Annotated in this window: 8 protein-coding genes; 4 read left to right on the top strand and 4 right to left on the bottom strand. The window is 68.2% G+C overall.

The window, feature by feature from the left end; all coding sequences use genetic code 11:
• The first annotated feature begins 42 nt into the window (after positions 1–42).
• Both AC23D6_RS11345 and AC23D6_RS11340 read left to right on the top strand, forming a co-directional pair.
• A complete protein-coding gene (locus tag AC23D6_RS11345) occupies positions 43–3195 on the top strand; it encodes a discoidin domain-containing protein (RefSeq protein WP_487749373.1) in 3153 nt (1050 codons plus the stop codon).
• A 137-nt stretch (positions 3196–3332) separates the two neighbouring features.
• A complete protein-coding gene (locus AC23D6_RS11340; RefSeq protein ID WP_487749372.1) occupies positions 3333–4010 on the top strand; it encodes a hypothetical protein in 678 nt (225 codons plus the stop codon).
• Positions 4011–4166: 156 nt separating this feature from the next.
• On the opposite strand, the gene AC23D6_RS11335 is transcribed toward AC23D6_RS11340, so the two are convergent.
• The 3 genes from AC23D6_RS11335 to glk all read right to left on the bottom strand — a co-directional run bounded on the left by AC23D6_RS11335 (position 4167) and on the right by glk (position 8121).
• Complete coding sequence (locus AC23D6_RS11335; protein ID WP_487749371.1) at positions 4167–4823, bottom strand: bifunctional 4-hydroxy-2-oxoglutarate aldolase/2-dehydro-3-deoxy-phosphogluconate aldolase; 657 nt, start codon at positions 4821–4823, stop codon at positions 4167–4169.
• Positions 4824–4970: 147 nt separating this feature from the next.
• Positions 4971–6881: a phosphogluconate dehydratase gene (gene edd / locus AC23D6_RS11330; protein ID WP_487749370.1), complete on the bottom strand. Its 1911-nt coding sequence runs from the start codon at positions 6879–6881 to the stop codon at positions 4971–4973.
• Between the two features lie 232 nt (positions 6882–7113).
• On the bottom strand, positions 7114–8121 hold the full coding sequence (gene glk, locus AC23D6_RS11325; protein WP_487749369.1) for a glucokinase: 1008 nt from the start codon (positions 8119–8121) through the stop codon (positions 7114–7116).
• 432 nt (positions 8122–8553) lie between these two features.
• On the opposite strand from glk, the gene AC23D6_RS11320 reads away from it, so the two are divergent.
• Entirely contained in the window at positions 8554–9636 is a 1083-nt protein-coding gene (locus AC23D6_RS11320; protein WP_487749368.1) for an ABC transporter ATP-binding protein, read from the top strand.
• A 49-nt stretch (positions 9637–9685) separates the two neighbouring features.
• On the opposite strand, the gene AC23D6_RS11315 is transcribed toward AC23D6_RS11320, so the two are convergent.
• On the bottom strand, positions 9686–10888 hold the full coding sequence (locus AC23D6_RS11315) for an amino acid aminotransferase (protein ID WP_487749367.1): 1203 nt from the start codon (positions 10886–10888) through the stop codon (positions 9686–9688).
• A gap of 277 nt (positions 10889–11165) precedes the next feature.
• Here AC23D6_RS11315 and smc point away from each other — a divergent pair, with 277 nt between their 5' ends.
• Positions 11166–14669, top strand: coding sequence for a chromosome segregation protein SMC (smc, locus tag AC23D6_RS11310; protein ID WP_487749366.1), 3504 nt, complete (start codon positions 11166–11168; stop codon positions 14667–14669).
• Positions 14670–14673: the final 4 nt, after the last annotated feature.

The following is a 14673-nucleotide window of genomic DNA, read 5'->3' as shown; positions in this document are numbered from 1 at the left end:
GTCTCGCCACGCCTGCCGCCCGTGTCTGACGGAGATGACAACATGGTGTCGATTTTCGCCCGCCTGACGGCCGGGTGGGTATTGCTTCCGGCGGTGTGCGCCGGTGCCCAGGCCGCCAATCCCGTGCGCGTGCTGGACGCATTCGATGACGCGTCCACATGGCGTGTGGTGACCTCCAACCAGGTGAGCGCGGCACTGCGGCCGGTGGACGGCGTGGAAGGCAAGGCGCTGTGCCTGGACTACGACTTCAACGGCGTGTCGGGCCATGCCGGCATCCAGCGCGACCTGGTGCTCGACTATCCGCAGAACTACCAGTTCGATTTCCGGCTCCGTGGCGATTCGCCGCGCAACGACCTGCAGTTCAAGGTCATCGATGCCAGTGGCGACAACGTATGGTGGGTCAACCGGCCGAAGTACGACTTCCCGAGCGACTGGACGCCGGTACGCTACAAGACGCGCCACATCGACAAGGCCTGGGGTCCGGATCCGGACCGCGTGCTGCGCAAGAGCGTCAAGCTGGAATACACCATCTACAACAACGTCGGGGGTAAGGGCTCGGTCTGCTTCGACCAGCTGACGTTCCAGCCGCTGCCGGTCGATGACGGCGCCCCGTTGACCGGTAAGGCGAGCGCGAACGTCGCGTTCCCCGCCGGTGCCGCATCGCTGGCGGTAGATGGCAACCCTGATACCGCATGGTCCGCGGACCTGCACGGCAACAAGGATCCGCAGCTGACGCTGGACCTGGGCAAGGTACGCGAGTTCGGCGGCCTGGTGCTCGACTGGAAGGCGGGCCAGCACGCGTCCGACTACCTGGTGCAGATCTCGGACGAGGGTGCGCGCTGGCGCGACGTGCGCACGGTCGTGGACGGGAATGGCGGACGCGACTATCTGGCGCTGCCGGAGTCCGAGGCGCGGTACATCCGCCTGTCCGTCGGCGATGGCCCGGGCACGTCTTTCGCGCTCGCCGGGCTGGAGGTCAAGCCGCTGTCTTTCGCGGCGCATCCCAATGATCTGATCAAGGCGATGGCCGCCGACGCGCCCAAGGGATGGTTCCCGCGCGGATTCAGTGGCGAGCAGCCCTACTGGACCATCGTCGGCCTCGACGGCGGACGCGAACAGGGCCTGATCGGCGAGGACGGCGCCATCGAGATCGCCAAGGGCGGTGTCAGCGTTGAACCCTTCGTGCAGGTGGACGGGCGTTGGCTCGGCTGGTCGGACGTGCAGGCGACGCAATCGCTGCAGGACGGTTACCTGCCGATTCCCACTGTCACGTGGACACATCCGCAGTTCTCGCTGGCCACCACGGCGTTCGCCGCCGGCAGGCCCGGCGAATCGCGCGTCGTCGCAAGGCATCGCCTGACGAACACAGGCAACGCGCCGCGCGCGTATGCCATCGCGCTGGCCGTGCAGCCCTGGCAGGTCAATCCGCCCAGCCAGTTCCTCAACACCACGGGTGGCTTCAGCCCGATCAACGCGATCGCGCTGAGCGACGGCGTGGCGAGCGTGAACGGACGCGCCAGCCTGCGCTTCGCTTCGCCGGATGGCGTGATTGCCACCCGATTCGACGAAGGCTTGGTGCGCGAACGCATGGAGGGTCTCGCCACGTCGACGGCCGGTGCGGCATCCGTCGACGGCGATGCAACGGGCTTGGCCTCTGGTGCTGTGCTGTACCGTTTCACCCTGGCACCCGGCGAGAGTCGGGACATCGACTGGGTCGCACCGCTGGAAGGCGCCTTGCCCGCGCGCATCGATGCCGCACGCGACCAGCAGGCGATGACCGCGGTCTGGCGCAAGAAGCTTGACGAAATGAAGCTGCAGGTCCCGGCCGAAGGTCAGGCTGTCGCCGATACGCTGCGCACCGCGCTGGCTCACATGCTGATCTCGCGGATCGGGTCGCGCCTGCAGCCGGGCACGCGCTCGTACTCGCGCAGCTGGATCCGTGATGGCGCGATGATCTCCGAGGGCCTGCTGCGCCTGGGGCGTCCGGAAGTAGTGAAGGAATATGTCGAGTGGTACGCGCCGTACCAGTTCGAGAATGGCAAGGTGCCGTGCTGCGTGGATGATCGCGGTAGCGATCCCGTGCCCGAGAACGACAGCCACGGCGAACTGATCTTCAACATAGCCGAGTACTACCGCTACACCGGCGACAAGGCCTTCCTGCGGGCGATGTGGCCGCACGTGCAGGGCGCGTTCGCCTATATGGAGGAGCTGCGCCTCAGTGAGCGCACGGAGGCCAACCGCGCCGTCAACGCGGCGTTCTACGGGATGATGCCGGCCTCGATCAGCCACGAAGGCTATTCGGCCAAGCCGATGCATTCGTACTGGGACAACTTCTGGGCGCTGCGCGGCTACAAGGACGCTGTCGAGGTGGCCGAGGCGCTGGGCGAGGTGGGCGAAGCCAAGCGCATGGCCGCGTCCCGCGACCAGTTCCGCGACGACCTCTACGCCTCGCTGCGCGCGGCCACCGCGCGCAACAAGATCGACTACCTGCCGGGTGCGGCCGAGATCGGTGATTTCGATCCGACCTCGACCACCATCGCGCTTGCACCGGGTGGCGAGCAGGGCAAGCTGCCGGCCGATCTGCTGGACAACACCTTCCAGCGCTACTGGCGCGAATTCGTGCAGCGCCGCGACGGCCAGCGCGAGTGGAAGGATTACACGCCGTACGAGTGGCGGAACGTCGCCGCGTTCGTGCGACTGGGCTGGCGCGAGCGGGCGTGGGAAGTGCTGGACTTCTTCTTCAAGGATCGCGCACCGCAGGCCTGGAACCAGTGGGCGGAAGTGGTCTCGCGCACCCCGCGCAAGCCGTTCTTCGTCGGCGATCTTCCGCACGCCTGGGTCGCCTCGGATTTCGTGCGCTCGGCGCTGGACATGTTCGCGTACACCCGTGAGGTCGACGACAGCCTCGTGTTGGCGGCAGGCGTGCCGGCGGCATGGCTCGATGGAAAGGGCATCGCGATCGATGGCTTGCGCACGCCCAATGGCGTGCTGGGCTACCACCTGCGCAATACCGATGGACGACTCCAGCTCGACGTGAAGACGGGCATGACGCTGCCCAGCGGTGGCCTGGTACTGCCATGGCCCTATACGGGCGAGCCGGGCGAGACCCGCATCAACGGCAAGCCCGCGCAGTGGACGAACGGCGAACTGCGCATCACGACGCTGCCGGCGAAGGTCAACATTCGCACACGCTGACCGCTTCGTAGAGCGGAGCTTGCTCCGCTGCTTCGATGCCGATGCATGCTCGACCTGGTGGAGCCGAGCAAGCTTGGCTCCACGTCGTGTCGTTGGAGGGAGTACATTGCCGGGCACCCCCCCTCCGCGTCGCCGCCATGGTTGCCGACACCCCGCGCATCCCGCTCTGGCCAGTGCCGCTGCTGATCGCACTGCTATTCCTGCTCGCGGCGCACACGGCCTACCTGCTGTCGATCCAGGCGGGCCACGTGCTGGCCTGCGTGCCGTACCTGGAGGGCTGTGTTTCGATCAGCCGGGCGGCACGCCATGGCGTGGGAAACCACCTCTTCCGGTTGCTGGTGATGCCCTGCGCGGTGCTGCATGCACTGGTCTGGCTGCTGGCGCACCGCTGGTTGCGCGGCGGCGGCGGGATGGTCGTGCTGGGTGTGGTTTCGGCCATCGCGCTCGCGGTCTACGCGACCTTCCTCGGCACCGATGGCGAGACCTACCGGTTCCTGCGCCGTTACGGCGTGGTCGTGTACTTCGGCTTCGGCTATCTCGCGCAGTTGGCGCTGATGCGGCGCGCTTCGCGGACGGATGCGTTGCCGACCCGCGTCATCGCGTGGATGTCATGGGTCGCGGTCGCGATGCTGGGGTTGGGCATCGCGAACGTCGTGGCAGGGCTGGTGGTTGCGGATGCCTCAGCGAAGGATCGCTGGGAGAACGTCTTCGAGTGGTGGCTCGGCCTGCTGATGGTTGGCTGGTATGGCGCGCTGGCGGTGGGTTGGCGGCGACAGGGGCTGGCGATGGAACTCAAGCGTCATGTCCCACTGTAGGAGCGACGTGAGTAGCGACCGTACGACGACAGCGTCCCCATAACTCCAGATCACGCAGAGCGGTTTCATCTGCATGGGAAGGCCGCCGCACCCCGATGCCAGGACGGCTCGCTCTCGCGGTCGCGACTTACGTCGCTCCCACAAAAAGAACGAAGCTCAGCCGCGCACACCCTTGACGATGGCGGCGGCCTTGGCCGAACTGGCGGTGACCTTGTCCCACTCGCCGTTGTCCAACCAGCCCTTCGGCACCATCCACGAACCGCCGATGCAGACGACGTTCGGCTGCGACAGGTAGTCGGCCGCGGTGTCTTCGGTGATGCCACCGGTGGGGCAGATCTTCAGCTCCGACAGGGGGCCGGCCAGGCCCTTGAGCATCGCCAGTCCGCCGACCGCGGTGGCCGGGAACAGCTTGCAGACGCGGAAGCCGCGCGCCATCAGCGCCAGCAGTTCGGTCGGCGTGGCGGCGCCGGGCACCACCGGGATATCGGCGGCGGCCAGCGCATCGGCGAGCGCCGGCGGTGTGCCGGGCGTGACCAGGAAGTCGGCACCCGCATCGATGGATTGCTTCATCTGCTCCGTGGTCAGCACCGTACCGGCGCCGATCACTATATCCGGCAGCTCCTTCTTCAGCATCGCCAGCGCATCCATCGCCACCGGAGTGCGCAGCGTCAGTTCGATCGCCGGCAGGCCGCCCTTGAGCAGGGCCTCGGACACGCGACGTGCTTCATCCAGCGTGTGCACGGTGACGACCGGCAGGATGCCGGCGGCATGGAGGAGGGTGGCGGCTTTCTGCTGACGGGCTTCGATGGTCATGGTGTGTCGATGAGTTGGAGTGAGCCCCTCTCCCATCGGGAGAGGGGTTGGGGAGAGGGGCGACGAAAGTCAGGATAGTTCACCCCCACCCTGGCGTTCGCCCCTCATCCGCCTTCGGGCACCTTCTCCCGAAGCGAGAGGGCAAGTTCAAGCATCCTTGGCTTCGTGCGGGGCTTCGGCCGCCAGCGCGGCGTCGCCGAGCTCGTATTCCGCGTCGTACTCCCAAGTGCCGTCGTGGAACGGCAGGCCGCAGGAGATGGACATGCCGCCCCGATCCGCCGCAGTAACGACGTCGCGATTGATCGCGAACAGGTTGCGGCCCAGGTCCAGCGCCGCGGGCGAGGTATTGGGTGCGATCTCGCGTGCGGCCCACTCGTCGGCATCGACGAGCGCTTCCAGCGTGCCGGCCTCGGCATCCAGACGCAGGATGTCGCCTTCGCGTAGCTTCGCGAGTGGGCCACCGCGGGCGGCTTCCGGCGTCAGGTGGATAGCGGCGGGGATCTTGCCCGAGGCGCCGGAGAGGCGGCCGTCCGTCACCAGCGCCACGCGGCGCCCCTGGTTCTGCAGCAGGCCCAGCAGCGGCGCCAGCGAATGCAGTTCCGGCATGCCGTTGGCGCGCGGCCCCTGGTAGCGGACCACGGCGACGAAATCCTGCGGCAGCGCGCCCGCGGCGTGCAGCTTGTTGAGCGCGCGCGGATCGTCGACGACGACGGCGGGCGCTTCGATGAAGCGGTACTCCGGTTTCACCGCCGAGGTCTTGATCAGCGAGCGGCCGAGGTTGCCGCGCAGCAGACGCAGGCCGCCCTGCGCTTCGAACGCGCGCGCCACCGGACGCACCACATTCTCGTCCGCGCTCTGCGCGATGCCGGGCGCATAGGCCAAGCGGCCATCCTGTAGCCGCGGTTCGTCGCAAAACGCGCGCATGCCGCCGGGCACGATCGTCGGCAGGTCGTGCATCAGGCCGGCGTCGAGCAGTTCGCGGAACACGAACTGGGTGCCGCCTGCGGCCGCGAAGCGGTTCACGTCGGCCTCGCCGTTGGGGTAGACGCGTGACAGCAGCGGCACCGTCTGCGCGATCAGGTCCATGTCGTCCCAGGTCAGGATCACGCCGGCCGAGCGCGCGACCGCGATCCAGTGGATCGTGTGGTTGGTGGAACCGCCGGTCGCCATCAGCGCCGCCATGGCGTTGACGATGGCGCGCTCGTCGATGAGGCGACCGATCGGGCGGTAGTCGTCGCCCAGCGCGGTGATCCGCAGGGCCCGCTCGGCGGCGGCGCGGGTCAGCACGTCGCGCAGCGGCTGGTCGGGATTGACGAACGACGTGCCCGGCAGCTGCAGGCCCATCGCTTCCAGCAGCACCTGGTTGGAATTCGCGGTGCCATAGAACGTGCACGTACCGGGCGCGTGATAGCTCGCGGCCTCGGCTTCCAGCAGTTCCTCGCGCGTGGCCTGGCCGGCGGCGTAACGCTCGCGGACGGCGGCTTTTTCCTTGTTCGGAATGCCCGGCGCCATCGGGCCGGCCGGCACGAACACCGCCGGCAGATGGCCAAAGGCGAGTGCGCCGATGAGCAGGCCGGGGACGATCTTGTCGCACACGCCAAGGTAGAGCGCGGCATCGAACATGTCGTGGCTGAGCGAGATCGCCGTGGCTTGAGCAATCACATCGCGAGAGAACAGGGACAGCTCCATGCCGGGACGGCCCTGGGTCACACCGTCGCACATCGCGGGTACGCCACCGGCGACCTGCGCGGTAGCGCCGAGGTCGCGCGCGACCCGGCGGATGATCTCCGGATAATGCTCGAACGGCTGGTGCGCCGACAGCATGTCGTTATAGGCGTTGATGATGCCGAGGTTGGGCGTGGCCTCGGCGCGCAGGCGGCCCTTGTCGGTCGGGCCGCAGGCAGCGAAGGCGTGCGCCAGGTTGCCGCAGCTCAGGCGTTCGCGCTGCGGCCCTCCGCGGTGGGCGGCGTCGATGCCGTCGAGGTAGACGCGGCGCAACGGCGCACTGCGCTGGCGGATGCGTTCGGTGACTTCCTGGATGCGGGGGTGCAGGCTCATGGGCGTAGGGCTAGGCTGCAGACGTGGGCATTCTGCATGGCGTGGCGGAAGAGGTCGTGAGAAGCGCGCCGCACCCGGGGCTCCACGTGCGGAGCGGCAGGACGGAGGAAGACGGCGACGGCATGCTGCTTTCTACCGCCTTTGACGCAGGCGCGAAAGCGACCAAAGCAAGACCAGTCTTGGTGCGCGACGCGTCATCGTGCTGCGATGCAGCGCGCAAATGCGCGAAACCTCAGGCGCGCGCGGCTTGCCCCGGGCCGAACAGTTCCACCGCATACGCCGCCGCACCGAGCAGGCCGGGGCGCGGATGCACATTCGCCAGCGTGGGGACGCGCGCCATCGCCGGCGAGAAACGACCTTTGTGTTCGAAGCGCTGGCGGAAGCCGGAGTGCTGCAGCGATGACAGCAACTTGGGTACCAAGCCACCGGTGAGGAATACGCCATCCCAGGCGCCGGTGGTGAGCACCAGGTCGCCCGCGATCGCGCCGAACACCGCGCAGAACACATCCAGCGTGCGCACGCAGCGCGGATCGCCGGCGGCAGCGCGCGCGGTGACATCCTTCGGTTCCAGCGGACCGCCCGGATCTTCGCCGGCGATCTCGCTCAACGCGCGATACAGGTTGACCAGGCCGGGGCCGCAGATCAGCCGCTCGTTCGACACGCGGCCGAACTGGGCGGAGAGGATTTCGAGAATGCGGATCTCTTCCGGCGTGCCTGGCGGGAAGCTGACGTGTCCGCCCTCGGTTTCCAGCGGATACGCGCGGCCGTCGCGGATCACCAGCGCGGCGACGCCCAGGCCAGTGCCCGGGCCGATGACGGCGTAGGTGCGCGCTACCGACAGCGGTGCGGGCGTCCATTGCGCGCCACCGATGGCGACCACGTCGCGCGGTGTCAGCAGCGAGACCGCCATGGCTTGCGCGGCGAAATCGTTGACCAGCTTCAGGCCCTGGAAACCGAGCGCTTGGCGCGTGCGGTTCACCGAGATCACCCAGGGGTGGTTGGTGATACGCGCTTCATCGCCATCGACGCGGCCGGCGACGGCGAACACCCCGTTCTGCGCGGTGGCGCCGGTCTCGTCGAGATAATGCTGCGCGGCATCGGCGAGCGACGGAAAATCGGCGACCACGAACTCGCGCACGCTGTCGTCGAGCAAGGGCACCGCGGCGTTCGGATCCGCCAGGGCGAAGCGTGCATTGGTGCCGCCGATATCGGCGAGGAGGACGCGGTCGGCGTGGCTCATGCGGAAAACATCCTGTTCGCTGCAGTGTGGCTTCCGAAACTGATCCGCTGCATTCGCCTGGTCGATCCTGTATTGCCGTGGAGAGGCCACGTCGCGTGGGCGGCGCATGATAGCGCGCACCCGCGTTGCGGGGAGGCCGTCGTTCCCGCGCGTGGGCCATGCGTATACGTATGCGCGATGGCAGCGTGGGCCGGTGGGGGTGCAGGCGAGCGGGAGAGGGTTGGACGCATGGGCGACGCACGTGCGGTGGAGACTTCAGGACATCGGCACCGGGGCCGCTTGCGTTGTGAAAACGGTTACATGGCAGAATAGCCCATCTTCCCCGCCCACGGAACGGGAAGCGAATGCGTCGCCCGCGAGGGCGACGGCTGCGACCGGGAGGGGCCCGGCGGCGGCAACCCAGCAGACGGGCGATGCCCGACCGGAGCAGTGATGGCCAGTGTCCAACTCGACCGCGTGCGCAAGGTGTACGACAACGGCCAGGTGGCCGTGCACGGGGCCAGTTTCGAGATCGCCGACGGCGAGCTCATGGTGCTGGTGGGGCCATCCGGCTGCGGCAAGTCCACGCTGCTGCGGATGATTGCCGGCCTGGAGGACATCACCGACGGCAACCTGCTGATCGGCGGCCGCCGCGTGAACGACATGGCGCCCAAGGATCGCGACATCGCGATGGTGTTCCAGAGTTATGCGCTGTACCCGCACATGACCGTGGCCGAGAACCTCGCGTTCGGCCTGAAGTTGCGCGGCGTCCCGCGCGCCGAGATCGACCGCCGTGTCAACGCCACAGCCGACACGCTGGGCATGACCCACATGCTGGGCAAGCTGCCGCGCGAGATGTCCGGCGGACAGCGCCAGCGCGTGGCGCTCGGGCGCGCGCTCGTGCGCGAGCCTTCGGTGTTCCTGCTGGACGAACCGCTGTCCAACCTCGATGCCAAGCTGCGCCATTCCGTGCGCACCGAGATCGGCCGCCTGCATCGCCAACTCGGCGCGACGATGGTCTACGTGACCCACGACCAGGTCGAGGCGATGACGCTCGGCCAGCGCATCGTGGTGCTGAAGGATGGCGAGATCCAGCAGATCGATACGCCCATGGCGTTGTACGAACGGCCGGCGAACCTGTTCGTCGCCGGCTTCCTCGGCAGCCCGGCGATGAACGTCCTGCAGGGCACGCTGCGGCAGCAGGATGGCTTGCGCCTGGTGCTCGACGACGGTGCGACGCTGCCGCTGTCGCCCACGGCGGTCGCCGACGCCTGGCTAGGCCGGCGCGTGGCGATGGGGCTGCGTCCGGAACACCTGCAGCCCGCGGGCATCGGCAAACCGGCGTTCGAGGCGCAGGTCGAGTTGATCGAGCCGGTAGGCAACGAGGTCTTCGTCAATCTGTCCTACGCCGGGCACGCGTTGGTCGCGCGCATGCCGCCGCAGCACCTGCCCGAGCCGGGCCAGGTGCTGCGGGTGACCGTCGAGAACGCCGTGCCGCATTTCTTCGATCCGGAGAGCGGGTTGCGGTTGGGGTGAACAAAGAAGGGAGGCCGAAGCCTCCCTTTCCGTTGCGCGTGCGCTGCGCTCAGCTGCGGCTGACGGCGTGTACGGCCCGCGCCACGTAGTCCAGGTTCTGCTGGTTCAACGCCGCCACGCAGATGCGGCCGGTGCCGACGGCGTAGATGCCGAACTCGTCGCGCAGGCGATCCACCTGCGCCTTGCCCAGGCCGGAATACGAGAACATGCCCGCCTGCTGCTGGATGAAGGCGAACTCCGGCGCGCCGAGCGCCGCCAGCTTGTCGACCAGACCGGCACGCAGCGCGTGGATGCGCTCGCGCATGTTGCCCAGTTCGACTTCCCACAGGGCGCGCAGCTCGGGGCTGGATAGCACGCCGGCCACCAGCGCGGCACCGTGCGTGGAAGGGCTAGAGTAGATCGTGCGGATGATGCGCTTGACCTGCGACTGCACCGCTTTGGCGGCGGTGGCATCCGGGGCCACCACGGACAGCGCGCCGACGCGTTCGCCGTACAGCGAGAACGACTTGGAATAGGAGTTGGCGACCACGAAGCTGTCGATGCCGGCCTCGGCAATGATCCGCACGGCCGCGCCATCCTCGGCGATGCCCTGGTCAAAGCCCTGGTAAGCCATGTCGATGAAGGGGAACAGGCCACGCTCCTTCAGCACGCCCGCCACCTGCTTCCACTGTTCGACCGTCAGGTCGGCGCCTGTGGGGTTGTGGCAGCACGCGTGCAGCAGCACCACGGTGCCGGGCTTCAGCTGGCCCAGGTCGGCGAGCAGGCCGGCGAAATCCAGGCCGTGCGTGGCGGCGTCGAAGTAGGTGTAGTCGACGATATCGAAGCCGGCCGCACCGAACACCGCGCGGTGGTTCTCCCAGCTGGGGTTGCTGATCGCCACGGTGGCGTGCGGCAGTAGCTTCTTCAGCAGATCCGCGCCGACGCGCAGCGCACCGCTGCCGCCGACGGTCTGGGTGGTGGCCACGCGGCCGGCGGCCACGAGGGCCGACTCTGTCCCGAACACCAGCTCACGGGTCGCGGCGTCGTACGCGGCCAGGCCGTCGATCGGCAGGTAGCCGCGCGGTTTGGCGGCGGCGGCCAGCGCCTGTTCCACCTGGCGCACGCAGTCGAGCAGGGGAATGCGGCCCTGTTCGTCGTAATAGATGCCGACGCCCAGGTTGACCTTCTGGGTACGGGGATCGGCGTTGAAAGCCTCGGTCAGCCCCAGGATGGGGTCGCCGGGCACCAGTTCGACGGATGCAAAAAGAGACACGGAATGTGGGCCGTTGCGTGGGAGAGGGGGAGGGGTGGAGCGGCCTGCGATGCTAACAGGCGGGAACCTTTCCCGTACTTCGCGCCCTGGGCGGCGTACGGCACTGGGAGCCCCGGGCACACTGTGGCGGGGGCCGCTATACTCATCGGTTGGTGCGCCTTCGGGTGCACCGGATTACCATATAAATCAATAGATTGGCAATCAAAGCTGATCCCATTACACACTTGCGGCAGCGCGCCGGCCCGGTCCGGTCGCGGTGCCCGGAAGACACCGCCGCATGCGCCTTTCCACCATCAAGCTGTCCGGTTTCAAGTCGTTCGTCGATCCCACCGTGCTCCACCTGCCGACCAACATGACCGGCGTGGTCGGACCGAACGGCTGCGGCAAGTCGAACATCATCGACGCCGTGCGCTGGGTGATGGGCGAGAGCTCGGCCAGTCGCCTGCGCGGTGACTCGCTGACCGACGTGATCTTTTCCGGCAGCTCCGCGCGCAAGCCGGTCAGCCAGGCCACGGTAGAGCTGATCTTCGACAACAGCGACCACGCCATCAGTGGTGAGTTCGCCGCGTTCAACGAAATCTCGGTCAAGCGCCAGGTCAGCCGCGACGGCCAGAGCAACTACTACCTCAACGGTACCAAGTGCCGCCGTCGCGATATCACCGACCTGTTCCTCGGCACCGGCCTGGGCCCGCGCAGCTACTCGATCATCGAGCAGGGCATGATCAGCCAGATCATCGAGGCGCGCCCGGAAGACCTGCGCATCTATTTGGAAGAGGCCGCCGGCATCTCCAAGTACAAGGAGCGCCGCAAGGAAACGGAGACCCGCATCCGCCACACCCGCGAGAACCTGGACCGCCTCAACGACTTGCGCGAAGAGATCGGTAAGCAGCTCGAACACCTCAAGCGCCAGGCCAAGCAGGCCGAGCAGTACAAGGCCTTGCAGGAAGAGCGCCGCATCAAGGACGCCGAATGGAAGGCGCTGGAGTACCGCGGCCTAGACGGCCGGCTGCAGGGCCTGCGCGAGAAGCTGGGCCAGGAAGAGACCAAGCTGCAACAGCTGATCGCCGAACAGCGCGAAGCCGAGCGCCTGCTGGAAACCGACCGTGTGCGCCGCGAGGAAGCCGCCGAGGCGTTGAACCGTGCGCAAGGCGAGGTCTACCAGGTCGGCAGCACGCTGGCGCGCATCGAGCAACAGATCCAGCACCAGCGGGACTTGGCCGAACGCCTGAAGAAGGCGCGCGACGAGGCCCACAACGCCCTGCAGGAACTCGGCCAGCACATCAGCGGCGACGAGACCCGGCTGGCGGTGCTGCGGGAATCGGTCGCCGACGCCGAGCCGCAACTCGAACAATTGCGTGAGGAAGACCTCATGCGCCAGGACGCCCTGCGCGAAGCGGAAGCCGCGCTGGCCGACTGGCAGCAGCGCTGGGAAACCCACAGCCGCGAGACCGCCGAGGCCTCGCGCGCCGGCGACGTGGAGCGCACGCGCGTGGACTACCTCGATCGCCAGGCCCTCGAAGCCGATCGCCGCCGCGAGGCGCTGGCGAACGAGCGCGCCGGCCTGGACCTCGATGCACTGGCGAGCGCGTTCGAACAGCTGCAGATGCAGCACGACACCCAGAAGGAATCGCTGGAGACGCTGACCGAGCAGGTCGAGGCGCGCAAGCAGGGCGCCAACGACGTGCAGGAACAGCAGCGCGGCGCGCAGGCCGAGTTGTCCGAGGTGCGCAAGCGCGCCCAGGAAGCCCGTGGCCGCCTGTCCTCGTTGGAGACGCTGCAGCACGCCGCGCTCGGCCAGGAGCAGGGCGCGGCGATGAGCTGGTTGCAGGCGCGCGGCCTGGACAGCGCGGCGCGCGTGGGCGAGAGGCTCACGGTCGAGCCGGGCTGGGAGAACGCCGTCGAAGGCGCGCTGGGCCAGTTGATCGAAGGCGTGCTGGTCGATGCGCCCGAATCCCTGGTCGACGCGCTGGGCGAACTCGGCGAAGGCCGCATCGCGCTGGTGTCGGGCGAAGCGGGCGAGGTGGTCGTCGCACCCACTTCGCTGGCCGCCAAGGTGCAGGGCCCGGCCGCCATCCGCCGGCTGCTGGCCCGCCTGCATGTCGCCGACGATCTGGCCGAGGCGCGTCGCCTGCAGGCACAGCTGCCCGAGGGCGATTCCGTCATCACCCGCCATGGCGAACGCTTGGGTGACGGCTGGGTGCGCGTGCTGCGCTCCGGCGCAGCCAAGCAGGGTGCGCTGCTGCGCGAGCGCGAGATCCAATCGCTGCGCGGCGAGATCGAAACATTGCAGGCGCGCGAAGCCGAACTGGAAGAGCGCCTGGCGACCTTGCGCGACCAGTTGCTGGCCGCCGAGCAGCAGCGCGAAGACGCCCAGCGCGCGCTGTACATGGCCCACCGCGCCGTGTCCGAACTGGCCGGCCAGCTGCAGAGCCAGCAGGGCCGCGTCGACGCCACCCGCACCCGCATCGAACGCATCGACGGCGAGATCGCGCAGCTCGTCGAAACCCTGGACGCGAGCCGGGAGCAGGCGCGCGAGGCCCGCAGCAAGCTGGAGGACGCTGTCGGCCGCATGGGCGATCTGGAAGCGGCGCGCCAGGCCCTGGAAAGCGAGCGCCGCGAGCGCGTCGACGCCCGCGACCAGGCCCGCGAAGCGGCGCGCACTTCACGCGATACCGCTCACGCCCTGGCGTTGACGCTGGAGTCGCAGCGCGCCCAGATCGTCTCGCTGAGCCAGGCCCTGGACCGCATGGGCGGCCAGCGCGGCCAGCTGGATTCGCGGCTGGAAGAGCTCACCTTGCAGCTCAACGAGGGCGATTCGCCGGTGCAGGAGCTCGATGCCCAGCGCCAGGCCGCCCTGGAGCACCGCGTCACCGCCGATCGCCAACTGGCCGAGGCGCGCGCGCTGCTGGAGGGCATCGACAACGAACTGCGCCAGTACGAACAGACCCGCCAGCAGCGCGATGAGCAGGCGCTGGCCCAGCGCGAGCGCATCTCGCAGCGCAAGCTGGACCAGCAGGCGCTCGCATTGAAGGCCGAGCAGCTGTCCGAAGCGGTCGTGGCCGGTGGCTTCGTGCTGGAGGACGTGATCAACACGCTGCCGGACGTCGCCGACATCCGCGAGTGGGAGCAGGCCGTCACCCAGATCGACGGCCGCATGCGCCGGCTGGAGCCGGTCAACCTGGCCGCCATCCACGAGTACGGCGAAGCCAGCCAGCGCTCCGAGTACCTGGAAGCCCAGAACGCCGACCTCACCAGCGCGCTGGAGACGCTGGAGGAAGCCATCCGCAAGATCGACCGCGAGACCCGCGGCCGCTTCAAGGACACCTTCGATCGCGTCAACGCCGGCGTGCAGCAACTGTATCCGCGCCTGTTCGGCGGCGGCCACGCCTACCTGGAACTGACCGGCGAGGACCTGCTGGACACCGGCGTCGCCATCATGGCGCGGCCACCGGGCAAGCGCGTGTCCAACATCTCGCTGCTGTCCGGCGGCGAGAAGGCGATGACCGCGGTAGCGCTCGTATTCGCCATCTTCCAGCTCAATCCCGCGCCGTTCTGCCTGCTGGACGAGGTGGATGCGCCGCTGGACGAAGCCAACGTCGGCCGCTTCACCAACATGGTGAAGGAGATGAGCGAGAAGGTGCAGTTCCTGTTCGTGTCCCACAACAAGGCCACGATGGAAGCCGCACACCAGCTCAGTGGCGTTACCATGCGGGAACCCGGTGTCAGCCGCCTGGTGTCGGTGGACCTGGAAGAGGCCGCCCGCCTGGCTGGCGCCGCCTGACCAC

The organism is Pseudoxanthomonas sp. G3 (assembly GCF_057654715.1).
This window is presented reverse-complemented; position numbering and strand designations above follow the sequence as displayed.

Bases quoted from the DNA above. Each gene is read 5' to 3' on its own strand.
- AC23D6_RS11340 (WP_487749372.1), top strand. From the start codon at position 3,333: ATGGTTGCCGACACCCCGCGCATCCCGCTCTGGCCAGTGCCGCTGCTG.
- AC23D6_RS11345 (WP_487749373.1), top strand. From the start codon at position 43: ATGGTGTCGATTTTCGCCCGCCTGACGGCCGGGTGGGTATTGCTTCCG.
- edd (WP_487749370.1), bottom strand. From the start codon at position 6,881: ATGAGCCTGCACCCCCGCATCCAGGAAGTCACCGAACGCATCCGCCAG.
- glk (WP_487749369.1), bottom strand. From the start codon at position 8,121: ATGAGCCACGCCGACCGCGTCCTCCTCGCCGATATCGGCGGCACCAAT.
- AC23D6_RS11335 (WP_487749371.1), bottom strand. From the start codon at position 4,823: ATGACCATCGAAGCCCGTCAGCAGAAAGCCGCCACCCTCCTCCATGCC.
- AC23D6_RS11320 (WP_487749368.1), top strand. From the start codon at position 8,554: ATGGCCAGTGTCCAACTCGACCGCGTGCGCAAGGTGTACGACAACGGC.
- smc (WP_487749366.1), top strand. From the start codon at position 11,166: ATGCGCCTTTCCACCATCAAGCTGTCCGGTTTCAAGTCGTTCGTCGAT.